The sequence below is a fragment of the Sulfitobacter sp. PR48 genome (genome assembly GCF_028807335.1).
Lineage (GTDB): Bacteria > Pseudomonadota > Alphaproteobacteria > Rhodobacterales > Rhodobacteraceae > Sulfitobacter.
Genome location: NZ_JARAMM010000001.1, coordinates 222,394 through 241,648, shown reverse-complemented (window position 1 = coordinate 241,648; position 19,255 = coordinate 222,394). Strand labels below are relative to the sequence as shown.

Sequence of the window (19,255 nt, the reverse complement as noted above, 5' to 3'; positions counted from 1 at the left end):
CTTCGGGTGGCCCTCAGATTGCTGACAAACCCGGAAACGGCTGCCGCCGGAGGTAAATCGTTCTTCTGCGCTCAGCGTTACGTTTTCGAACGAAGGGCCGCGCCCGAGCCTGGGAGGGCGCATTGAGACGCGCATTCGGAGCGCCTCCCTTACAAATATCAATGTTGTCAGTGTGATACGAGAAGTCACCAAAAGCGCCCTCCCGGGGGGAGGGTCGGGCGCGGCCCGGGCTTTCAGCCCGCGCCAAGGGTTGTGGCTGGCGTCGTGGAAGAACGATTTCGTTGTTTCGGGGGGAGCGGGTGCAGGAACGTGCGTTTTCAGCAGCCTCAGGGCCACCTTCGGGTGGCCCTTTTCCTTTCACGCCCATGAATGCCGAAGGCGCAGCGCCGCCGGGGGACGCCGGTTCAGCCTGCCTTGCGCTTCCATTCTTCCCAGAGGAAGGGATATGCCCAGACGCATTCGTGGGTCCGTGCCAGACCCTCGCGGATGGCGTCTCTTTCACCGTCCTGTGCGGGTGAATAGCGGTGGAACTGGACGGTCAGCCTGTCCACCCGTGCCATCAGGCCGGTGTCGATCAGGGCGGGCAGCAGATCGTATTCCCCGCCCTCGATGTTCATCTTGATGCAGGCCACGCGGTCCAGCCCCAGCGCGTCAAAGACCTCTGCCACCGGGCGCACCTCGCCCTGCACCGGGTTGCCGGAAGCGACCAGCGCAGAAGAGGCGTTTTCATCGTCGGAGAGGTCCAGCACCCCGGCGGAAGCCCCCATGGCATAGCCTTCGACGGTGACATCCTCGCGTCCTGCAAAACGATCCTGCAGGTGGCGGATGAACCTCGGGTGGGGTTCGAAACAATGGACCTTCACACCGTAAAGCGCGGTCATCCGCTCTGCCCAGTCGCCCTTGTATCCGCCGACGTCCAGCACTGTATCGCCGGGTTTCAACCCGTCGTAACGTTCAGGCGTGCCGCGCCCATGCGCGGCGTAGAATTCCCGGACCATGCGCTTGTAGGCGCGAAACTCGGGGTTGGTGGCCAGTTTCCACATCTTGTGCAACTCGCTTGAGATCGACATGCGGCGGTTCCTTTGCATCTGGCGCAGGGCGCAATCTTTATCATAGAAAGCTGGGAAGCAATGGTGAAAGGTAACCATGATCTATACCCGCCTGCACGGATTCCTCGGCAACCAGATGTTTCAATATGCGGCCGCCGCGCAGCTGGCGGCGCGTCTGGGGGTGCCGGTGGCGCTCGACCCGCGCCGGGCGGCGGCCAAGGGGCAGGGCAACCTGACCGAGATTTTCGACCTGCCGGTGGTCGCCCCCGCGCAGCTGCCCCCCGATCAGGACCGCAGGCGGCTGGCCTATGCCATCTGGCGGCTTCTGGGCCGGTCACCTCGCCTGCGCCGGGAAAAGGGGCTGGGCTATGATCCGGCTTTCGAAAACTGGGGCGATGAAAGCTATCTGCACGGGTATTGGCAGAGCGAAAAGTACTTTGCCGGGATCAGGGACCACCTGCGCAATGTCTTCACGATGGTGCCGCCCATGTCGCCCGAGAACGCCGACATGGCCCGGCAGATCGCGGCGGGGCCCTCGGTGGCGCTGCATGTGCGGCGCGGCGATTACGTGGCGCTGGGGGCAACGGCGGTCTGTGATCAGGCCTATTACGACGCGGCGCTGGCTGCGGTGACACAGGGGTTGCCGGAGGCGCCGACAGTCTTTGTCTTTTCCGATGATCCGGGCTGGGCGCGCGACAACCTGGCAGTGCCCTTCGACAAGGTGGTGGTGGACCTGAACGGGCGCGAGACCGCCCATGAGGACATGCGGCTGATGTCGCTATGCCAGCACAATGTGATCGCCAATTCCACCTTCAGCTGGTGGTCCGCATGGCTGAATGCCCATGAGGGCCGCCGCGTGGCCGCCCCGGCCCGCTGGTTTGCCAATGACCACCAGCGCAACCCTGACATCTTGCCCGAGGATTGGATTGCCATCGGCTGACGCCCCGGAGTTTTCAAAAACTCCGGTCCGAATTTTTCGAAAAATTCGGCTCCCCGCCGCCCCTAGGTCGTGTTGACATTCATTGTCGCCCACCCGCGCGAGACGGATTTTGCCGCTGGCACCCTGATGTGAGCGCAGCAATGTGATCATTGGAAGCGAACATCCGGGATGGCAGAGGCAAAATCCGCCGCGCCCCGCAGGGGTTTCGCCAAAATTGCCCATTTCTGCGTTAGGAGAGCTTGAAATAGCTGACTATTCCGCGCTCTCTTGCCTGGAACTGAGCAATTTTGGACTGAAACAGGTGGGCGACACTGAATGTCAACACGACCTAGAAAGGCGCTTTCGACCTTATTTTCGTCGACCGCCCGCCCTGCGGATGATTGAACCGCAGTTCCTCCGAATGCAGCATCAGCCGGGGATAATCCCGTGCCGGACCCGTGGCATAAAACGGGTCACCCAGGATCGGATGCCCGATGCTCAGCATATGGACCCGCAACTGGTGGCTGCGCCCGGTTCTGGGGAACATCCGCACACGGGCGGTGTCGCCCTCATCCTTGATCCGTTTCCAGTCAGTCTGCGCGGGTTTGCCGGTGTCATGGCAGACCTTTTGCAGCGGGCGGTTCGGCCAATCGACGATCAGCGGCAGGTCGATGGTGCCGGCAGGTTCCGCCGGCACGCCCCAGACCCGCGCGACATAGGTCTTGCGCGTCATCCGCTTTTCGAATTGCAGGCCAAGGTGCCGCTGCGCGTAGGGTGTCATGGCAAAGATCATCACACCGGATGTATCCCGGTCCAGCCGGTGCACCAGCAGCGCCCCGGGGAAGACCTGCTGAATGCGGGTCAGCAGGCAGTCGGCCAGATGCGGGCCCTTGCCCGGCACGCTGAGCAGGCCGCTGGGTTTGTCCACCAGCAGCACTTCGGCATCTTCATGCAGGATCACCAGCGGATCCTGCGGCGGGTCATATTCCGTTTCCATCCCTTCCCGTCTCAGATGTAGGGTGGGTTTTCAAGCCACCAGCGCAAATGAGGCCCCCATGCACCCCACCATCGAAAAAATGCAATCCGTCGTCGCCTCGGGCGACCATACTGCGATCGCGCCGATTCTGGCGGCTGATGTGACTTTCCTGCCGCCCACCTATTGGAAAACCTGGACCGGCCGCGACGCTGTTGCGGCGGTGCTGGGCCATGTCGGGCAGGTGTTCAGCGATTTCCGCTATCGCCGGGTGATGGGCGCGGGCAACGACTGGGCGCTGGAGTTTCAGTGCAGGATCGGCGAGTTTGACGCCGTTGGTGTCGATCTGATCACGCTGGGGGATGACGGGTTGATTGCCCATTTCGAAGTGGTCATGCGACCGCATAAATCCATCGGTGCGCTGCGAGACGCGATGAACGCCCGTGTGATGCAGGATCCTGCGTTTCTCAAATTCAAGGATGCGCTGTCGTGACGCGGCCTTGCGGCGCTGCTGTCAGCCCTGCTGCGGTCTCGCCCTGATCCGTGTCCGATAGATCGCGCGTCTGATTTCCCGCATCAGCTTGCCGCTGGCGCGGGTTTTCTTCTGGATGGTCGAAGCGCCCTGCATTTCGCCCACACCGCTTGGCCAGATCGTATGTATCGGCTGGCCGGTGACCCAATGCATCTGCAGCGTTGTATCCACCGGACGGTCCAGCCGTTCCGTCGCCGCCAGCAACCGCCGTGCCGCTCCCCTGCCGACAACCTGACAGACGGTCTGCAGCCCGATCACACGGGGCAGAAACAGCGCGGCACGGCCATCCTCGGCCAGCACGACCTGCCTGTGTTCGCGGTCCTTTGCGGGCAGGCGGATAAAGCTCTCCACACCCGCATGTGCCGCCACCAGGGCCATGGCCCTGTCCCAGGGTGCCGGGTCAATCACCAGATCATCCTCGGCGATCAGGACAAAGGGGTCCGGCCCCGCTGCGATCTCCTGCCAGCATTTGCGGTGGCTCAGGAAACAGCCCACCTCGCCCGGGCCCATGGCAAAAGGATAGGGCGGGGCGTGGCACTTGCCGTCCAGCACATCCGCCGCGCCGCTTTGTCGCGCCTCCTGGCCGTTAACCGCGGGCATGACCTCGGCCCCGGGCAGGACGCCCATGAGCCGCGCGACATTCTCTGCCCGGGCGCCCGGTCCGGGCATATGGATGATCAGGGATCGCATCTGTCAGGCCCTGTCTTGCCGGGGTCCGGCCTTAGTGCAGGACAACGCGGGCGCCATTCGGCACGCGGTTGGCCAGGTCGATGACATGGGCGTTGATCATGCGCACGCAGCCGTTCGACACGGCGCGGCCGACGTTTTCCGGCTGCGGCGTGCCATGAATGCGCAGCAGGGAATCCCGGTTGCCCTTGTAGAGATAAAGCGCACGCGCCCCCAGCGGGTTAGGCCCGCCACCCGGCATCCCGGCGGCGTGTTTGGCATAGATATGCGGCTCCCGGCGGATCATGTTCTTGGTTGGCGTCCAGCGCGGCCATTCTGCCTTGCGCCCCACCCGGAAGGTGCCGGAATAATAGCGCCCCTCCTTGCCGATCCCCACCGGATAGCGGACGGCCTTGCCCCCCTCCAATGTCCAGTAGAGCGCGAATTGCCCCGGATCGACATGAATTTCACCGGGTGCAAAGCCGTCCCGGATACGCACGATCCTGGCATTCTGGTGGTCCGGTATCTGATATTCCCCGGTTGCGGAGACTGCGGGCGTGGCGACCAGTGCGGCAGCACCGGTGATCAAAAGGGTGCGGCGGTTCATCAATGGCATCCGGGTCTCCTCAGGCACGACAGCTGTTTGGGCTCAACATAACCCGCCCGCGCCGGAGGGCAATTGCGGAAATCCCGACCTGGTGCCGCGCCCCGGCCCAAAGCAAAAGGCCCCCGCGCAGCGCGCGGGGGCCCAGATGGGTCCGGAAAGGAGCCGAGGATCAATCCTCGACTTTTTCCTCTTTCTTCACTTCTTCGCCGGTTTCCTGATCGACAACCTTCATCGACAGGCGCACCTTGCCGCGATCGTCAAAGCCCAGAAGTTTCACTTTCACTTCCTGGCCTTCCTTCAGCACATCCGACGGATGGTTCAGGCGGCGGTTCTCGATCTGGGACACATGCACCAGGCCATCGCGCTTGCCAAAGAAGTTCACGAAAGCACCGAAGTCCACGATCTTGACGACCGTACCGGTGTAGACCGCGCCTTCTTCCGGCTCTGCGACGATGGAGTGGATCATGTCGTAGGCTTTCTTGATCGCGTCGCCGTTGGGGCTTGCGATCTTGATGATGCCTTCGTCGTTGATGTCGACCTTGGCGCCCGACACTTCCACGATCTCGCGGATGACCTTGCCGCCGGAACCGATGACCTCACGGATTTTATCCGTCGGGATCTGCATGGTTTCGATGCGCGGTGCGTGAACGGAGAAGTCCGCCGCACCTGACAGTGCCTTGTTCATTTCGCCCAGGATGTGGATACGGCCTTCTTTCGCCTGCGCGAGGGCTTTCTCCATGATCTCGGGCGTGATGCCCGCAATCTTGATGTCCATCTGAAGCGAGGTGATGCCCGCTTCGGTCCCGGCCACCTTGAAGTCCATGTCGCCAAGGTGGTCTTCGTCACCCAGGATGTCGGAGAGGATCGCATAGGATCCGTCTTCTTCCAGGATCAGACCCATGGCCACGCCGGCCACCGCCGATTTCAGCGGCACGCCTGCATCCATCATGGACAGGGAGCCACCGCATACGGAAGCCATGGAGGATGAACCGTTGGATTCAGTGATCTCCGAGACAACGCGGATGGTGTAGGGGAAATCGGTCGATGCGGGCAGAACCGCCTGCAACGCACGCCATGCCAGCTTGCCATGGCCAATCTCGCGACGGCCCGGGCCTGCGACGCGACCGACTTCACCAACCGAGTAGGGGGGGAAGTTGTAGTGCAGCAGGAAGTTGGATTTGAAGTTGCCGTGCAGCGCGTCGATGAATTGTTCGTCATCGCCGGTGCCCAGCGTGGTCACGACCAGACCTTGCGTTTCACCCCGGGTGAACAGCGCCGAACCATGGGTCCGGGGCAGGATGCCTGTCTCGGCCACGATGTCGCGGATCTCGTCGGTCTTGCGGCCGTCGATACGTTTGCCGGTCTTGACCACGTCGCCGCGCAGGATGGAGGCTTCGAGCTTTTTCAGTGCGGAACCCAGGTTGGGATCCTCAAGCTGCTCTTCGCTCAGGCTTTCCTTGATCTTGTCGCGGGCAGCGGCAACAGCGGCTGTCCGCTCCTGCTTGTCGGCGATGGCAAAGGCGGCGCGCATGTCTTTCTCGCCCGCTTTCTTCACGGCTGCCGACAACTCGGAATAATCGACCGGCTGGAAGTCGAAGGGCTCTTTCGCCGATTCTTCTGCCAGGTCGATGATCAGGTCGATCACCGGCTGAATGCTGTCATGGGCAAATTTCACCGCACCCAGCATTTCCTCTTCGGACAGCTCATAGGCTTCGGATTCGACCATCATGACCGCATCCTTGGTCCCGGCAACCACCAGGTCGAGGCGCTGTTCGGGGTTCAGGCGCAGGTCCTGCATATCGTCCACGGTGGGGTTCAGGATGTATTCGCCATCCTCGAAACCGACGCGGCAACCGGCGATTGGACCCATGAAGGGCGCGCCGGAAATGGTCAGCGCGGCAGAGGCCGCGATCATTGCGACCATATCGGGATCATTGACCAGATCGTGGCTCAGCACGGTGCACATCACCAGCACTTCGTTCTTGAAGCCGGGGACGAAAAGCGGGCGGATCGGACGGTCGATCAGGCGCGCTGTCAGCGTTTCTTTTTCGGTCGGACGCGCTTCGCGCTTGAAGAAGCCACCCGGCACCTTGCCGGCGGCATAGTATTTTTCCTGGTAGTGGACGGTCAAAGGAAAGAAATCCTGACCGGGTTTTTGCTGACGTGCATATGTCACGTTGGCCATCACGCTGGTTTCGCCCAGTGTGGCAATCACCGACCCATCCGCCTGACGGGCCACTTTTCCTGTTTCGAGTGTGAGCGTTTCTTCGCCCCACTGCATTGATTTCGTCGTTACGTTAAACATCTACGTTTCCTGTGTTGGCCCGCGGGCCTTTGCATAGAGGGCGCATTCCCTCTGACTCCGGTATCTTCTTTATCAGGCGCTGGAGTCCGGGCGCCGGCTTTCAGATTGCGCGGGCATACAGTGTTTCAAAGGGGATGGGAAGGCATTGGATCAATGAGTTCTGGCCACCCGGACAGAATCTGAAGTTCTCTCCGCGCTTTAGGATCAATGCGCTGGACACCGGCTACGGAGCCTATCCGAGCACGGCAAAGCGTGCCTTCAGCAAGGCTTCGGCGTATTCGTCATCTGCGGTGCTGTCATAGACGACCCCGCCGCCAACATTCAGCGTGACGCGATTGTCGGGGCCACAGATCAACGTGCGGATTGCGACGCCAAAAGACATCGCACCATCCGGGGCGATCCACCCGATGGCACCGCAATAGGCGTCCCGCGCCTTCGGTTCGAGCGTGGCAAGTATCTGCATCGCACGGATTTTTGGTGCGCCCGTGATGGAACCACAGGGAAACAGCGCTTCGAAAATTTCCGATATGGTTGTGCCCGATCTGATCTGCGCGGTGATGGTAGAGGTCATCTGGTGCAGCGTATGATAGGTTTCGATGGCAAAAAGCCTGGGCACTTCTACAGTGCCAATTTGCGAAATACGGCTCATGTCATTGCGCAGAAGGTCGACGATCATCAGGTTTTCGGCCTGGTTTTTCTCTGAAGAGCGAAGCCAGTCCTTCTGCTTTTCGTCCGCACCCGGCGATGCGCCGCGCGGTGCCGTGCCTTTCATGGGGCGGGCGGTCATTTTCCCGTGTGGATCAAGATGAAAGAAAAGCTCCGGAGAACGCGACAGCAGGACAGGACCGCCCAGATCAACCAATGCGCCAAATGGCGCCGCTTGTTTCGCGCGCAAAGCCGCGTAGAGCCCGTCAATCGTGCCGGTCCGCTGCGCGGTCATCGGAAAAGTCAGATTGGCCTGATAAATGTCACCCCGGCAGATGAAATCATGCACCTTGTCGAAGGCCGCGACATAATCGTCGCGCTGCCAGTCCGGTGCCGGGATGCTCAGCGTCGCAGGGGCCTTTGCCGCTGCTAGCCGGCTTGGCTGTGGCGCATCGAAAACCCCGAATTGCAAAAGCGGCGTTTGGCGGCGGGTTGGCAGAAAATCCCGCAGTTTTGGCGACAAAAGATAGCCCAGTTCATAACTGGCGTAGCCCGCGAGCCAATGGCCCCCGGCCTGCGCATCCTCAAGCGCGGCCAGTGCCGCGGGCACATCTGACGGCTGGTCTGCGATGATGATGTGACGGGGCGCGTCAAACAGGGTGCCGTCCGGAAGTGGGCCGTGGTCAAAGACAACGCGTGCGTTTTTCATTTGTTATCTTTGATGCAGGTGCTGAACCGCAATTGGGTCAAAAGTCGGCGGCAATGCGCATATCGCGAAGCGGTCTGACAACCCTGATCGATTCCTGGTAGATCGGGTCCGCTTTATAGGCCGTCAGCTTTTCGACGCTTTCGAACTCGGCATAGACAATGACGTCAACCTCGCCGGACAATGCGTCGTTCTGGATGTTCTCCCGGACCTCAAAAAACTGGCTATGGGGAATATCGCCAAGCATTTTCAGCCCGGTCACGATGGCGGGAATATCCGATTTTTCTTTTGCGCTGAAGAAAACGATGTGGCGGATCGCTGGTCTGGATGTCATTTTTGGGCCTGCATGTGGTCTGGTGCGGATCGCATCCGGGGTGCTAATCATATTCAATCGGTCTGATCAATGCCGCGATTGAGAATGCCTGCCAGACATGAAAAAGCCGCCCCCTGCTTCCAGAGCGCGGCCTTGTCTTTTTGTAAAGCGGTCAGGCTTAGCGGCGCAGGCCCAGACGTTGGATCAGGTCCTGGTAACGGGCCTCATCCTTGCTTTTGACATAGTCCAGAAGTTTGCGGCGTGTTGCCACCATCTTGAGCAGACCACGGCGGCCGTGGTTGTCTTTCTTGTGGGTCTTGAAGTGCTCTGTCAGCGTTGCAATACGCGAGCTGAGCACGGCAACCTGTACTTCGGGCGAACCTGTGTCGCCTTCCGAAGTACCGAATTCCTTGATCAGGCGTGTCTTTTCTTCTGCAGTAATCGACATCGGGGACTCCTTCTTGAGAAAGGGTTAATCGGAATGGCGCAGGCCGGGATGTCGTCCAGCACAGGCCCATGGAGAATTCGACCCTGAATCAGATTCGGGGCCGATGGGGGCGTATATGAAAATCCCCGGGCTTTGGCAAAGGGTTATTCGCTGGCTGCTCTGTTGGGGCTGTCCGTCCCTAACCAAGGAACCCCAGACCCTGCGCGGTGCTCTGCGGGATCAGCGAGATATCGGCGGCCTCCAGCAGGCTGTTGCCCTGCAATGTCGCCATCACCTGGCTGCCCATGACGATCTGAAGCTGGCTTTCATCCTCCGGGTTCCGGACCACGGAAATCTGCGGTTCCTCTGCCCCGTCACCGCTGTCGTCCCAGACAAACAGCAGCGAATCCTCCTGCGGTTCGAAATCCAGCACCTCCGCCGGCCCGCCGCTTCCGATCCAGTCGCCCAGAACGATCTGGTCCGCCCCCTCTCCGGCGGTGACGATATCGCCCTGACCGGCGACAATCAGGTCATCACCGCCGCCACCGTTCAGATAGTCACCGTCATCGCTGTCGCCGGTTCCCGGCGCCAGGGTGCCATCCGCAATGCCCGAAAGTGTGTCGTCGCCCCAGCCGCCAAACAGGGTATCACTGCCCGCACCGCCATGCAGGGCATCGTCATCCAGGCCCCCCATCAGCGCATCGTCACCCGCCCCGCCGAACAGCCGGTCATCGCCGGCAGAGCCTTGCAGGCTGTCATTGCCTGCGTTGCCATGGATCACGTCATCATCGTTGTGTCCGGCAAGCTGGTCATCCGCAGCGCCGCCGAAAAGGTCGTCATCGCCGTCTTCGCCATGCAGCGTGTCATCGCCGATGCCCCCCTCCAGCGTGTCGTTACCGCCCGCGCCGTGCAGATCGTCATTGCCTGCGCCCCCGTCGAGGATATCGTCGCCGCCGTATCCGCCGATCTGGTCGCCGCCATCGCCGCCGATCAGCGTATCGGCACCCTCCGTTCCGGACAGGATATCGTCTCCACCCGTCTGCGAAAGGATATCGTTCCCACCTGTCTCCGACAGGATATCCTCGTCGGTATCGGAATCCCGGGCGCCGATGTCCACGTAAACAACCGCGCTGACCGCCATCAAACCCATCAAACCCGCAAGAAACATCATCGGCACACACCATCAAATCAGGGGATGGTGCAACGCGCACCACCCCCCTGAGATCATCCGGGAGAACGGCCAGCGGGTCAAAAGCAAACCGGAAAGTTGGTTAATGCGACGCTATCGCCCCGGCACTCCAACGCCATTCCTCGGGTTGCCGGGCATAGGGCAGGTAGAGCGGATGGCGCGGGTGCCCGGCCTTGGACAGGCCCAGGTGAAACAGGGGCACGGCACCGGCGCCGAGCATCCGTGCCACCTGCGGCCCCCGGTCCAGATGTGCCCCGTGGACACCCCATGCCGCGATGACATGATCGGCCCAGACCATGCCCTCGGCCAGCATCGAATCGTTTTCCGGCCCCACCGGATCATCCGCCGCACGCATGTCCCGCGGGTCGGTGGCGCGCCAGGCAAAGATGTTGGTCACCCGAAACCCGCCATAGCCCAGGTGCCGCGCGCGCCGCTCGCAGCGCTCCACCGTCGGATCGTTCTGCACTTCTGTCGCCGTGGAGGGGTTCAGCATCACGAACATCACCTTCAGGGCCGCCGCATCCCAGACCCGCGTCAGGCTGTAGCGATAGGCCTCGCAGTCGGAATAGACCGCGGTGGAGGGGGCGTCGCCCTTGGTATGGCTGCGGGTGATCATGCCTGCCTGTCAGCTTGCCCTACGCATCGCCGTCCTGCGACAGGTTGAACACCCGCGAGGGGTGCAGCTCGCCCGCCTTGAACCGGCCCACGGCAACCGCCCGACCCTCGAAAGAGGCCCAGCATTCATCGCCGTATTCGACGCCTGACGCGATCACCATGCCGGGATTGCCATTGCGCAGCCGGGTGGCGCCCTCGGCGGTGGCCTTGACCTCGGGCAGGTCGTCCAGCCCGATCTCAAGCGGTTGCAGGTGCTGGTCCAGCTCCGGCGTGCGCGCCATTTCGGTAATCTGGTCCAGGGACAGACCGTCCGCCACATCAAAGGGCCCGGACCAGATCCGGCGCAGATCGCGGACATGGCCGAGACAGCCCAGTTTCTGTCCCAGGTCACGGGCAATCGACCGCACGTATCCGCCCTTGCCGCAAACCATTTCTAGCGTGACATGATCGGCATCGGGCCGGTCGGTCAGCAACAGGCTTTCCACAAACAGGGGCCGCGCCGCCAGTTCCATCTCTTCGCCGTCCCGCGCGCGCTTGTAGGCGCGTTGCCCGTCGATCTTGACGGCGGAAAACTGCGGCGGCACCTGTTGGATGTCGCCGATAAAATCCGCCAGCGCCGCCTTGATCGCCTCGTCATCGGGGCGCAGATCGGATCTGCCCAACTCTTCGCCCTCGGCGTCATCTGTGTTCGTGGCGATGCCCAGCCGGACGGTGAACTCATAGGCCTTGAGCGCGTCGGTAATATAGGGAACCGTCTTGGTCGCTTCCCCCAGCGCAATCGCCAGCACGCCCGTGGCTTCCGGGTCCAGCGTACCGGCGTGCCCGGCCTTCCTTGCGTCCAGCGCCCAGCGGACCTTGTTCACAACGGCGGTCGACGTGGGACCTGCCGGTTTGTCCACGACCAACCAGCCGGAAATATCTCTGCCCTTGCGTTTGCGCGCCATGTCTCACCCTTCTGTTTCGCGTGCGAGCCTATACAGACAGCTGCCACCGCTGCCCAGCAGATATCTGCGCCCCGGCACCGCGGCGCCCGTCAGTACAGATGCTCAGTCTGATTCGACCACGCCGACGATGGGCCCGATCGTGGTAAAGCCCGCATCATCGCGGCCCAGACCAGGCGCGCGCAGGCGCGATACATTGCCATCGAAATAAAGCGCATTCGGCAGGCCCAGACGGTCCCGGAAAAACGTGCCGAATTCATGAAAGGTGACGGTATTGTCCGAAATCACAAAGATTGCCCGCGTGCCATCGGCCGTGGTGCCGACGCCATTGCGGATATAGCGCGACGTGCTGTTCTTCAGGAAACGCGGATGCAGCTTGCCGTCGATGACCAGCATCGGACCCGATTGGGTCGCGGACCGGCAGGCGGGTCTGGCCTTGAGAAAGGCGGTTGTTTCCATGACGTCGGCACGGGTGTCGCGGATGCAGAAGATTCCGTTCGGCAGCAGGCCGAAATTGCCGGGGCCATCGGTGCTGATCACCTCCTGCAGCTGGCGGCCATTCTCAAGGTAATAGCCAACCGGCGCGCGGTTCTCGTGGTACATGCCCGCATTCATTGCAAAGCCAAGGTGAAGCCCTCTGGCAGCAAGGGCCTTTTCCACGTTTCCGAAATGTCCGTAGGTGCTGCCGGTCTCATCCGTCAGGAACAGCTCCAGCCGCTCTTTGGTCAGGTCCACTTCGCAGATGGAATATTTATTCCCGCCATAGCTTTCCTTGCGGCAGTCCGTTGCCTGGGCAGTGCCTGCCACAAGCATCAGGCCAAGCCACAGGAGCAATCTCATCCGTCACTGTCCGGGCCGGGCGCATCGCCGGGTGCATCGGCGTCACGGCGCACCGCTTCCTGGTTCAGCATGCGGCGGGTCTCGTCCATCTGGTCAAAGGTCTCGTCCAGGCGAAACCGCAGTTCGGGGGCGAACTTCAGCGTCAGTTTCTTGGCCACCTGCCTGCGCAGCTCGCCCTTGTTGCGGGCCAGCAGCTTGATCAGCTCGTCCTGACCTTCGCCGCCCAGCGGCAGCACATAGGCCGTGGCAATCTTCAGATCGGGAGAGGTTCTGACCTCGCCCACCGTGACCGACATGCGGTTGAGGTCGGTATCGTGCACATCGCCGCGCGCCAATACCTCGGACAGCGCCCGGCGAATGGTTTCACCGACCCGCAATTGGCGTTGTGACGGGCCTGCGCCCTCGTGACTCTTGTTTCTGGACATGCCCTCCATCTAAGACGTTGCAAGGCTTTTGCCAAGGCGGCGAATGCAGGCTAAACCGGCCTGAGCAAAGGAGCGCAGATCATGGCAAAACTTCCCGGGGTCACAATTACCGGCGCCTCCGGGCGCATGGGGCAGATGTTGATCGCACAGGTGCAGGCGTCAGAAAAGCTGGCGCTGGTGGGGGCGGTCGAACGGCCCGGGCATGCCTGGGTCGGACAGGACATCGGCCTGGCCATGGGCGGTGCTGCCATCGGCGTGACGGTCAGCGATGACGCACAGGCGGCGATTTCGGCTGCCGATGTGGTGATCGACTTTACCGCGCCTGCCGCCACACTGGCCTTTTCGGCCATCGCCGCTGCGGCGGGCACGGTGCATGTGATCGGCACCACCGGCATGACCGAGGCCGAAATCGCACAGCTTGCGCCCGCTGCGGAAAAGACGGTCATCGTCCGGGCCGGCAACATGAGCCTTGGGGTCAACCTGTTGACGCAGCTGACCAAACGCGTCGCGGCGGCGCTGGACGCCGATTACGATATCGAGATCATCGAGGCGCATCACAACAAGAAGGTCGATGCGCCCTCCGGCACGGCCCTGATGCTGGGCGAGGCCGCTGCAGAGGGGCGCGGCGTGAAGCTGGCAGAGGTCTCCGACCGGGCGCGCGACGGCATCACCGGGGCGCGCCGACGCGGCGACATCGGCTTTGCCGCGATCCGGGGCGGTGACATCGTGGGCGAACATGACGTTATGTTTGCCGCCGAAGGCGAACGCATCATCCTGCGCCATGTGGCATCCGACCGTTCCGTCTTTGCCCGCGGTGCGCTCAAGGCAGCGCTTTGGGGTCTTGGCAAAGCGCCGGGGGCATATGACATGCTGGATGTTCTGGGCCTGAACGACGCCCGCTGACCCGGCGGCTTTCTGCGCGACTTCTCATCGGGGGTGAAACTTCACCTGGCCTTTCGGCGTGGTTGTACCAAATCATGCCATGAGGAGAGTACAAATGAGACCCTTTGCACCTGCATTGTCCGCGGTCCTTGTCACAATGGCCGCTCCCGCATTTGCCGATTTCCAGAAAGTCACCACCCGCAGCGATTTCATCGCGCTTGTCGGCGGCAAGACCCTGACCCGGCCGCTGGTCAAGATCCAGGTGCTGCCGGACGGCCAGATCGCCGGCAGGGGCGCGGCCTGGGCCGTGACCGGTCAATGGCAGTGGAAAGGTGAATATCTGTGCCGCAGCCTTGAATGGGGCGGCGACGATCTTGGCTACAATTGTCAGGAAGTGAAGGTGGACGGGGCGAATGTCCGCATCACCTCTGACCGTGGCACCGGGGAATCAGCAGACTTCAGCCTCCGCTAGGCGGCAGGGCCAGATCCTTGAATGGTCTGGCCCTTGAAAAGCCTGACCCTCAAAAATCCACCGCGATACCCTTTTTTTCCCAATCGCCATATCTGACCGGCTCTGGGCCCTCCCTGCCACCCAGCTCGGGCGGCAGATCCAGTGCTTCGGCGGCCTTCCGGCGTGCGGCGGCCTCGTCCAGGGCGCGCTGGGCGGCGGGGGGAATGGGTTTGGGGGCCGGATCCGGTTGCGGCGGCAGATCGGGGCCCGGTGTCGGGACCGGATCGTTCGGCGTGTCCGGGATCGGCTTTGGGGCCGGTGTGGGGTTCCGCAGGTCGGCGGGCTCTGTCATGTGATCCTCTTGAGCGGCTGCCGCCTTTGATATACGCCGCCTCATGGGCAGGGCAACCCCGGCCCCCGACCAGAAAAGGCGACGGCATGGCAGACACAGGCGTACAGGCGCGCAGAAGCGCTGTATATCTTCTGGACCAGATCCTGGGGGAAGAACCGCGCCTGATGTCGGAACTGCTCGCAGGGGGGGCGCTGGACAAACTGCCGCCCGACGACCGCGCCCGCGCCCAGCGGCTGGCCCAGGAAACCCTGCGGGGCATGGAGCGCGCCGACCGGTTGCTGCAAAAGCATGTCAAGAAATCTCCGCCCCTCACGGTGCGCAATGTGCTGCGGGTCGGCACTGTCGAACTCTGCCAGGGCGGCGCGGCACATGGGGTGGTGAACGCCATGGTGACCCTCGTCTCGCAACACCGGACATTGAGCCACCTCAAGGGGCTGACCAACGCCGTCCTGCGCAAGATCGCTGCCGAAGGGCCTGACGCCTGGGGCGTGCTGCGGGCGCCGCGGCTGCCGAAATGGCTGCGTGGCCCGCTGACCGAAGCCTGGGGCCCGGAGGCGATTGCCGCGATGGAAGTGGCGCATTTCGCCGGTGCCCCCCTCGACCTGACGGCCAAGGGCGATCCGCAGCTGCTGGCAGAGGCGACCGGTGGGGTGCTGTTGCCCACAGGTTCCGTGCGGGTGGCGGAAGCGGGCCAGGTCTCAGCCATGCCGGGATTCGCGGCGGGCGACTGGTGGGTGCAGGATGCCGCAGCGGCACTGCCCGTCCGCATCCTTGCGCCCAAAACAGGCGAACAGGTGCTGGATCTCTGTGCGGCACCGGGGGGCAAGACCATGCAACTGGCTGCCGCAGGCGCGGCGGTGACTGCCGTCGATTCCTCTGCCACCCGCATGGCGCGGCTGCGCGAAAACCTGACCCGCACGGGATTGCAGGCCGAACTGCAGACCGGGGACGCCCGCGCCGTCACCGGCTCCTTTGATGCGATTCTGCTGGATGCGCCCTGTTCCGCCACCGGCACGCTGCGGCGGCACCCGGATCTGCCCTATGCCAAGGACGGATCGGAATTTGGCGATCTGATCGAATTGCAGGCGGAGCTGCTGGACCACGCCTGGTCCCTGCTGAAACCCGGCGGGCGGCTGGTGTTCTGCACCTGCAGCCTCTTGCCTGACGAGGGGGAGGTCCAGGTCGACGAGGCGCTGGAACGGCATGGCGACATGGTGGTTGATCGCGAGGCGCTGATGGTGCCGGGGGTTGAAGCGGATTGGGTCACCTCGGAGGGCGGCCTGCGGCTGCGCCCGGATTTCTGGGCGGACCGGGGCGGGATGGATGGTTTTTATATCGTCTGCCTGCGCAAGGGCGGCTGATGGCGGATCAAGGAAAACTGCTGCGGTCCTGACGATCCCGTCCCAAAATGCGCAGACTACATCCGGACTGGCCGCGTCAGCCTGATCGCGCCGGATCGGCCGTCTGTGCCGCCCTGTGCATCTTTGCCCACACCGCCCTGTGAGCGACGACAGGCTCTGCCCTACACCGCCCTGCAAATGATGACATGTCAAAAATGACATGTCATAATTTACGGAAAGTTAAGAGGAGCACCCGGCCCGGAAACACCCATTGCGGCGACCGCGCCGCAGCAGGCGTCAAACGTCGGCAGGCGGCGGGTTGGGGACAGCCAGGTAATCCCGTGAAGGGATCGCAACCATCCCTTTCAGCCCCAGCGCCGCGCGGTCCGGCTCTGACAGCGCCGCCATCGCCTCGGCCACTGCATCGAATATGGCAGAACCGTCCCTGCCGCGCGCGGTGATATAGGGCAGGCCGGGCGTCGGCTCTGTCCACGCCAGCACCCGCAACTGCGTTGCACAGGGCTCAAATTGCCGGATCAGCCGCCAGGTCACCGCGTCAAGCGCCGCAATATCGGCACGGCCTTCAGCCACGGCCCTGGCGGAATTCACATGCCCATGGCTCTGGCTGCGGTCCTGAAACCAGAAACCTGCCGTGCGCGCAGCGGCATGTATCGCGGCAAAGCCGGATTGCGACAGGGTCTGATTGTAGATGAACCTCGCACTGGCAAAGTCGGCCAGCGCAGCGCGGTCATCCCCGGCGCGCACCACGATGGCACTGCGGTAATACCCCGGCGGGCACCCCGTGACGCCGAAATCCGGCGTGCCGACCAGGGTCACCTTGTCATGCAGCTGCGTCCGGTAGGGCATGCCGCAGGTCTGGCTCAGCACCAGTTCAGGGTCGGTCCAGACCGCAAAGGCATCGGCGCTGTTGGACAGCGCGACCGGTGCGTCAATCCCGCGCCCGGCCAGTGCGGCGCGGATATGCGCCCAGTACCGCTCCAGCGCGGCATCGGTTTCAGGTCTGGCATACATCATCAGGCTGGCGATCATGTTGGCAGGTTAACCCCGTCGTCGCCCCTGCAACAGCCCAATTGTGACCAAGAGCGTTTCGGGAAAAGGTTGAATCGCAAATACCTTGCCACGTTTCGCGTTCTCGGGACATTTGCGATCCTTGTGCTCCAACCCTTCCCCGAAACGCTTTATCGCGCCGATCCCGCGACGCCCTGCCAAAAAGCGGTGACACCCGCCGGGTCAGCCGCTATGCTTCCCGCAAACGCCAGCAGAGCGTCAAGGGCAGCAAATCATGTTCAACATCCCCGGCCTGACCGCACGGAAAGAGCGGTTTCTCAACCGGTGGCACGCCCGTGCCGCAACCCGCACGCCTGCGCAGGTCAAGGGGTTTGTCTCTTCGCCCGAACCACGCACCATCGGCTCCTATGCCCGCGGGCGGCAGCTGATCGCCGGCAATTACCTTTTCGCGGGCACCCTGATCAACGCGCCGGACCGCACCCTGTGGCAGCTTGAGGTGCCGGATGCGGCCTATGCCGCCGACCTGCAGGGCTTTGCCTGGCTCGACGATCTGGCGGCCGTGGGCGACGGTCCCGCGCGGCAGGTCGCGCAGCGCTGGCTGTGGGACTGGATCGGACTTTACGGCAAGGGGCGCGGTCCCGGCTGGACACCGGACCTGACCGGCAGGCGGCTGATCCGCTGGATCAACCACGCGCTGTTCTGCCTGCGCGGGCAGGAATCCGATCAGAGCAGGGCCTTCTACCGCTCGCTTGAGCAGCAGACCCGGTTCCTGTCCCGCCGCTGGCATGGTGCCGCCCCCGGCCTGCCGAGGTTCGAGGCGCTGACCGGTCTGATCTATGCGGGCCTTGCACTTGAAGGTCAGGAAGCGCTGGCCGACCCCGCGATCAAGGCCCTGGCGCGCGAATGCCGCACCCAGATCGACGCCGAAGGCGGGTTGCCCACCCGCAATCCGGAAGAGCTGCTTGCCGTTTTCACCCTGCTGACATGGGCCGCCGCTGCGCTCAGCGACGCGGGCCGCAGCACGCCCAAGGATCATCTGGCCGCGATTTCCCGAATTGCACCCACCCTGCGGTCCCTGCGCCACGCCGATGGCGGTCTGGCCCGGTTCCACGGCGGCGGGCGCGGGCTGGAGGGCTGGCTGGACCACGCCCTTGCCGCGGCCAGGGTTCGAACCTCTCCGTCAGAGGGCCTGTCGATGGGCTATGCAAGGCTGTCGGGCGGGCGCACCTCTGTGGTGATTGATGCCGCTGTCCCGCCCAGCGGTGCCGCCTCCGGCAATGCCCATGCATCGACCCTCGCCTTCGAACTGACCTCCGGCCGCCGCCCGCTGGTGGTCAACTGCGGATCGGGGGCTTCCTTCGGGTTGGAATGGCGCCGTGCCGGGCGGGCGACCCCGTCGCATTCGGCGCTCTGTCTCGGCGGATATTCCAGCGCCCGCCTGTCCGAGCCGGACCGCCACACCGGGCGCGAGGCCCTGATCGACGGGCCGACCCATGTGCCGGTTGAAATGAGTTCCGCAGGCGACGGCATCCGCTTTCAGGGCGGGCACAACGGCTATGTGCGCTCGCATGGGCTGACCCTTGCCCGCACCCTGGAACTGACGCTGGATGGCCGGGGTCTCGCGGGCGAGGACATGCTGCTGGCGCTGGAGGACATCGAGAAACGGCGCTTTGACAAAGCGCTGGACCTTGCCGGGCTCAAGGGCCTGCGCTTTGACATCCGCTTCCATCTGCACCCGGATGTGGACGCGACGCTTGATCTTGGCGGCGCGGCGGTGTCGATGGCCCTGAAAAGCGGTGAAATCTGGGTGTTCCGCCATGACGGCACCCATAACCTCTCGCTGGAACCGGGTGCCTATCTTGAGACCACACGTCTCAAACCTCGCGCCGCACAGCAGATCGTGCTGTCCGGCATGGCATTTACATATGCCACCCGGGTCAGGTGGTCCTTGTCCAAGGCGCAGGAAACTGCGATTGGCGTCCGTGATCTTTCGATGGACGACCCATTGGCTGACAACACCGAACCGGACGAACAATAGGACCCTGCCAA

At 63.1% G+C, this 19,255-nt stretch carries 21 protein-coding genes; 6 read left to right on the top strand and 15 right to left on the bottom strand.

What is annotated here, in order from left to right:
• Nucleotides 1-404: 404 nt before the first annotated feature.
• The gene (locus tag PVW51_RS01175; RefSeq protein WP_274573276.1) at nucleotides 405-1,070 is read right to left on the bottom strand and encodes an FkbM family methyltransferase; all 666 of its coding nucleotides are present in this window, start codon (nucleotides 1,068-1,070) and stop codon (nucleotides 405-407) included.
• A gap of 76 nt (nucleotides 1,071-1,146) precedes the next feature.
• Between PVW51_RS01175 and PVW51_RS01170 the strand changes: the two genes are divergently transcribed.
• The gene (locus PVW51_RS01170) at nucleotides 1,147-1,989 is read left to right on the top strand and encodes an alpha-1,2-fucosyltransferase (protein ID WP_274573275.1); all 843 of its coding nucleotides are present in this window, start codon (nucleotides 1,147-1,149) and stop codon (nucleotides 1,987-1,989) included.
• Nucleotides 1,990-2,317: 328 nt separating this feature from the next.
• Here the strand turns inward: PVW51_RS01170 and PVW51_RS01165 are convergent, their stop codons facing one another.
• Complete coding sequence (locus PVW51_RS01165) at nucleotides 2,318-2,965, bottom strand: pseudouridine synthase (protein ID WP_274573274.1); 648 nt, start codon at nucleotides 2,963-2,965, stop codon at nucleotides 2,318-2,320.
• A 58-nt stretch (nucleotides 2,966-3,023) separates the two neighbouring features.
• Here PVW51_RS01165 and PVW51_RS01160 point away from each other — a divergent pair, with 58 nt between their 5' ends.
• The gene (locus tag PVW51_RS01160) at nucleotides 3,024-3,434 is read left to right on the top strand and encodes a nuclear transport factor 2 family protein (RefSeq protein ID WP_274573273.1); all 411 of its coding nucleotides are present in this window, start codon (nucleotides 3,024-3,026) and stop codon (nucleotides 3,432-3,434) included.
• Between the two features lie 21 nt (nucleotides 3,435-3,455).
• Here PVW51_RS01160 and PVW51_RS01155 read toward each other — a convergent pair whose 3' ends face one another.
• The 11 genes from PVW51_RS01155 to rbfA all read right to left on the bottom strand — a co-directional run bounded on the left by PVW51_RS01155 (nucleotide 3,456) and on the right by rbfA (nucleotide 13,152).
• Nucleotides 3,456-4,163, bottom strand: a complete 708-nt coding sequence (locus PVW51_RS01155; RefSeq protein ID WP_274573272.1) for a glycosyltransferase family 25 protein — start codon at nucleotides 4,161-4,163, stop codon at nucleotides 3,456-3,458.
• 31 nt (nucleotides 4,164-4,194) lie between these two features.
• Entirely contained in the window at nucleotides 4,195-4,755 is a 561-nt protein-coding gene (locus tag PVW51_RS01150; protein WP_274573271.1) for a L,D-transpeptidase, read from the bottom strand.
• A 160-nt stretch (nucleotides 4,756-4,915) separates the two neighbouring features.
• Complete coding sequence (gene pnp / locus PVW51_RS01145) at nucleotides 4,916-7,051, bottom strand: polyribonucleotide nucleotidyltransferase (RefSeq protein WP_274573270.1); 2,136 nt, start codon at nucleotides 7,049-7,051, stop codon at nucleotides 4,916-4,918.
• A 232-nt stretch (nucleotides 7,052-7,283) separates the two neighbouring features.
• A complete protein-coding gene (locus PVW51_RS01140; RefSeq protein WP_274573269.1) occupies nucleotides 7,284-8,405 on the bottom strand; it encodes an aminodeoxychorismate synthase component I in 1,122 nt (373 codons plus the stop codon).
• Between the two features lie 37 nt (nucleotides 8,406-8,442).
• The gene (locus tag PVW51_RS01135) at nucleotides 8,443-8,736 is read right to left on the bottom strand and encodes a Dabb family protein (RefSeq protein ID WP_274573268.1); all 294 of its coding nucleotides are present in this window, start codon (nucleotides 8,734-8,736) and stop codon (nucleotides 8,443-8,445) included.
• A gap of 157 nt (nucleotides 8,737-8,893) precedes the next feature.
• A complete protein-coding gene (gene rpsO / locus PVW51_RS01130) occupies nucleotides 8,894-9,163 on the bottom strand; it encodes a 30S ribosomal protein S15 (RefSeq protein ID WP_269363510.1) in 270 nt (89 codons plus the stop codon).
• A gap of 178 nt (nucleotides 9,164-9,341) precedes the next feature.
• Nucleotides 9,342-10,313 (bottom strand): calcium-binding protein, encoded by a 972-nt coding sequence (locus PVW51_RS01125; RefSeq protein ID WP_274573267.1) that lies wholly within the window; start codon nucleotides 10,311-10,313, stop codon nucleotides 9,342-9,344.
• Nucleotides 10,314-10,413: 100 nt separating this feature from the next.
• Complete coding sequence (locus PVW51_RS01120) at nucleotides 10,414-10,947, bottom strand: DUF1643 domain-containing protein (protein WP_274573266.1); 534 nt, start codon at nucleotides 10,945-10,947, stop codon at nucleotides 10,414-10,416.
• A 19-nt stretch (nucleotides 10,948-10,966) separates the two neighbouring features.
• Nucleotides 10,967-11,890 (bottom strand): tRNA pseudouridine(55) synthase TruB, encoded by a 924-nt coding sequence (gene truB / locus PVW51_RS01115; RefSeq protein WP_274573265.1) that lies wholly within the window; start codon nucleotides 11,888-11,890, stop codon nucleotides 10,967-10,969.
• A 102-nt stretch (nucleotides 11,891-11,992) separates the two neighbouring features.
• Nucleotides 11,993-12,727 (bottom strand): phosphodiester glycosidase family protein, encoded by a 735-nt coding sequence (locus PVW51_RS01110; protein WP_269363518.1) that lies wholly within the window; start codon nucleotides 12,725-12,727, stop codon nucleotides 11,993-11,995.
• Nucleotides 12,724-13,152 carry a 30S ribosome-binding factor RbfA gene (gene rbfA / locus PVW51_RS01105; RefSeq protein WP_269363519.1) on the bottom strand — a complete coding sequence of 143 codons (429 nt, stop codon included), beginning with the start codon at nucleotides 13,150-13,152 and terminating at the stop codon, nucleotides 12,724-12,726. Before rbfA ends, PVW51_RS01110 begins: the two co-directional genes overlap by 4 nt.
• Before the next feature lie 81 nt (nucleotides 13,153-13,233).
• On the opposite strand from rbfA, the gene dapB reads away from it, so the two are divergent.
• Together dapB and PVW51_RS01095 are read left to right on the top strand one after the other, a co-directional pair.
• Nucleotides 13,234-14,055: a 4-hydroxy-tetrahydrodipicolinate reductase gene (gene dapB, locus PVW51_RS01100; RefSeq protein ID WP_274573264.1), complete on the top strand. Its 822-nt coding sequence runs from the start codon at nucleotides 13,234-13,236 to the stop codon at nucleotides 14,053-14,055.
• Nucleotides 14,056-14,149: 94 nt separating this feature from the next.
• Complete coding sequence (locus tag PVW51_RS01095) at nucleotides 14,150-14,506, top strand: dihydrodipicolinate reductase (RefSeq protein WP_274573263.1); 357 nt, start codon at nucleotides 14,150-14,152, stop codon at nucleotides 14,504-14,506.
• 49 nt (nucleotides 14,507-14,555) lie between these two features.
• Here PVW51_RS01095 and PVW51_RS01090 read toward each other — a convergent pair whose 3' ends face one another.
• Nucleotides 14,556-14,837, bottom strand: coding sequence for a DUF1674 domain-containing protein (locus PVW51_RS01090; protein WP_443287260.1), 282 nt, complete (start codon nucleotides 14,835-14,837; stop codon nucleotides 14,556-14,558).
• An 86-nt stretch (nucleotides 14,838-14,923) separates the two neighbouring features.
• On the opposite strand from PVW51_RS01090, the gene PVW51_RS01085 reads away from it, so the two are divergent.
• Nucleotides 14,924-16,198, top strand: coding sequence for an RsmB/NOP family class I SAM-dependent RNA methyltransferase (locus PVW51_RS01085; protein WP_274573262.1), 1,275 nt, complete (start codon nucleotides 14,924-14,926; stop codon nucleotides 16,196-16,198).
• 276 nt (nucleotides 16,199-16,474) lie between these two features.
• On the opposite strand, the gene PVW51_RS01080 is transcribed toward PVW51_RS01085, so the two are convergent.
• Nucleotides 16,475-17,227 (bottom strand): phosphate/phosphite/phosphonate ABC transporter substrate-binding protein, encoded by a 753-nt coding sequence (locus PVW51_RS01080; RefSeq protein ID WP_274573261.1) that lies wholly within the window; start codon nucleotides 17,225-17,227, stop codon nucleotides 16,475-16,477.
• A gap of 253 nt (nucleotides 17,228-17,480) precedes the next feature.
• Here PVW51_RS01080 and PVW51_RS01075 point away from each other — a divergent pair, with 253 nt between their 5' ends.
• Nucleotides 17,481-19,244, top strand: coding sequence for a heparinase II/III family protein (locus PVW51_RS01075; protein ID WP_274573260.1), 1,764 nt, complete (start codon nucleotides 17,481-17,483; stop codon nucleotides 19,242-19,244).
• The last annotated feature ends 11 nt before the right edge of the window (nucleotides 19,245-19,255 follow it).

What these genes read in the sequence shown, in the direction of transcription:
- PVW51_RS01175 (WP_274573276.1), bottom strand. Translation starts at nt 1,070, where the DNA reads ATGTCGATCTCAAGCGAGTTGCACAAGATGTGGAAACTGGCCACCAAC.
- PVW51_RS01170 (WP_274573275.1), top strand. Translation starts at nt 1,147, where the DNA reads ATGATCTATACCCGCCTGCACGGATTCCTCGGCAACCAGATGTTTCAA.
- PVW51_RS01165 (WP_274573274.1), bottom strand. Translation starts at nt 2,965, where the DNA reads ATGGAAACGGAATATGACCCGCCGCAGGATCCGCTGGTGATCCTGCAT.
- PVW51_RS01160 (WP_274573273.1), top strand. Translation starts at nt 3,024, where the DNA reads ATGCACCCCACCATCGAAAAAATGCAATCCGTCGTCGCCTCGGGCGAC.
- PVW51_RS01155 (WP_274573272.1), bottom strand. Translation starts at nt 4,163, where the DNA reads ATGCGATCCCTGATCATCCATATGCCCGGACCGGGCGCCCGGGCAGAG.
- PVW51_RS01150 (WP_274573271.1), bottom strand. Translation starts at nt 4,755, where the DNA reads ATGCCATTGATGAACCGCCGCACCCTTTTGATCACCGGTGCTGCCGCA.
- pnp (WP_274573270.1), bottom strand. Translation starts at nt 7,051, where the DNA reads ATGTTTAACGTAACGACGAAATCAATGCAGTGGGGCGAAGAAACGCTC.
- PVW51_RS01140 (WP_274573269.1), bottom strand. Translation starts at nt 8,405, where the DNA reads ATGAAAAACGCACGCGTTGTCTTTGACCACGGCCCACTTCCGGACGGC.
- PVW51_RS01135 (WP_274573268.1), bottom strand. Translation starts at nt 8,736, where the DNA reads ATGACATCCAGACCAGCGATCCGCCACATCGTTTTCTTCAGCGCAAAA.
- rpsO (WP_269363510.1), bottom strand. Translation starts at nt 9,163, where the DNA reads ATGTCGATTACTGCAGAAGAAAAGACACGCCTGATCAAGGAATTCGGT.
- PVW51_RS01125 (WP_274573267.1), bottom strand. Translation starts at nt 10,313, where the DNA reads ATGATGTTTCTTGCGGGTTTGATGGGTTTGATGGCGGTCAGCGCGGTT.
- PVW51_RS01120 (WP_274573266.1), bottom strand. Translation starts at nt 10,947, where the DNA reads ATGATCACCCGCAGCCATACCAAGGGCGACGCCCCCTCCACCGCGGTC.
- truB (WP_274573265.1), bottom strand. Translation starts at nt 11,890, where the DNA reads ATGGCGCGCAAACGCAAGGGCAGAGATATTTCCGGCTGGTTGGTCGTG.
- PVW51_RS01110 (WP_269363518.1), bottom strand. Translation starts at nt 12,727, where the DNA reads ATGAGATTGCTCCTGTGGCTTGGCCTGATGCTTGTGGCAGGCACTGCC.
- rbfA (WP_269363519.1), bottom strand. Translation starts at nt 13,152, where the DNA reads ATGTCCAGAAACAAGAGTCACGAGGGCGCAGGCCCGTCACAACGCCAA.
- dapB (WP_274573264.1), top strand. Translation starts at nt 13,234, where the DNA reads ATGGCAAAACTTCCCGGGGTCACAATTACCGGCGCCTCCGGGCGCATG.
- PVW51_RS01095 (WP_274573263.1), top strand. Translation starts at nt 14,150, where the DNA reads ATGAGACCCTTTGCACCTGCATTGTCCGCGGTCCTTGTCACAATGGCC.
- PVW51_RS01090 (WP_443287260.1), bottom strand. Translation starts at nt 14,837, where the DNA reads ATGACAGAGCCCGCCGACCTGCGGAACCCCACACCGGCCCCAAAGCCG.
- PVW51_RS01085 (WP_274573262.1), top strand. Translation starts at nt 14,924, where the DNA reads ATGGCAGACACAGGCGTACAGGCGCGCAGAAGCGCTGTATATCTTCTG.
- PVW51_RS01080 (WP_274573261.1), bottom strand. Translation starts at nt 17,227, where the DNA reads ATGATCGCCAGCCTGATGATGTATGCCAGACCTGAAACCGATGCCGCG.
- PVW51_RS01075 (WP_274573260.1), top strand. Translation starts at nt 17,481, where the DNA reads ATGTTCAACATCCCCGGCCTGACCGCACGGAAAGAGCGGTTTCTCAAC.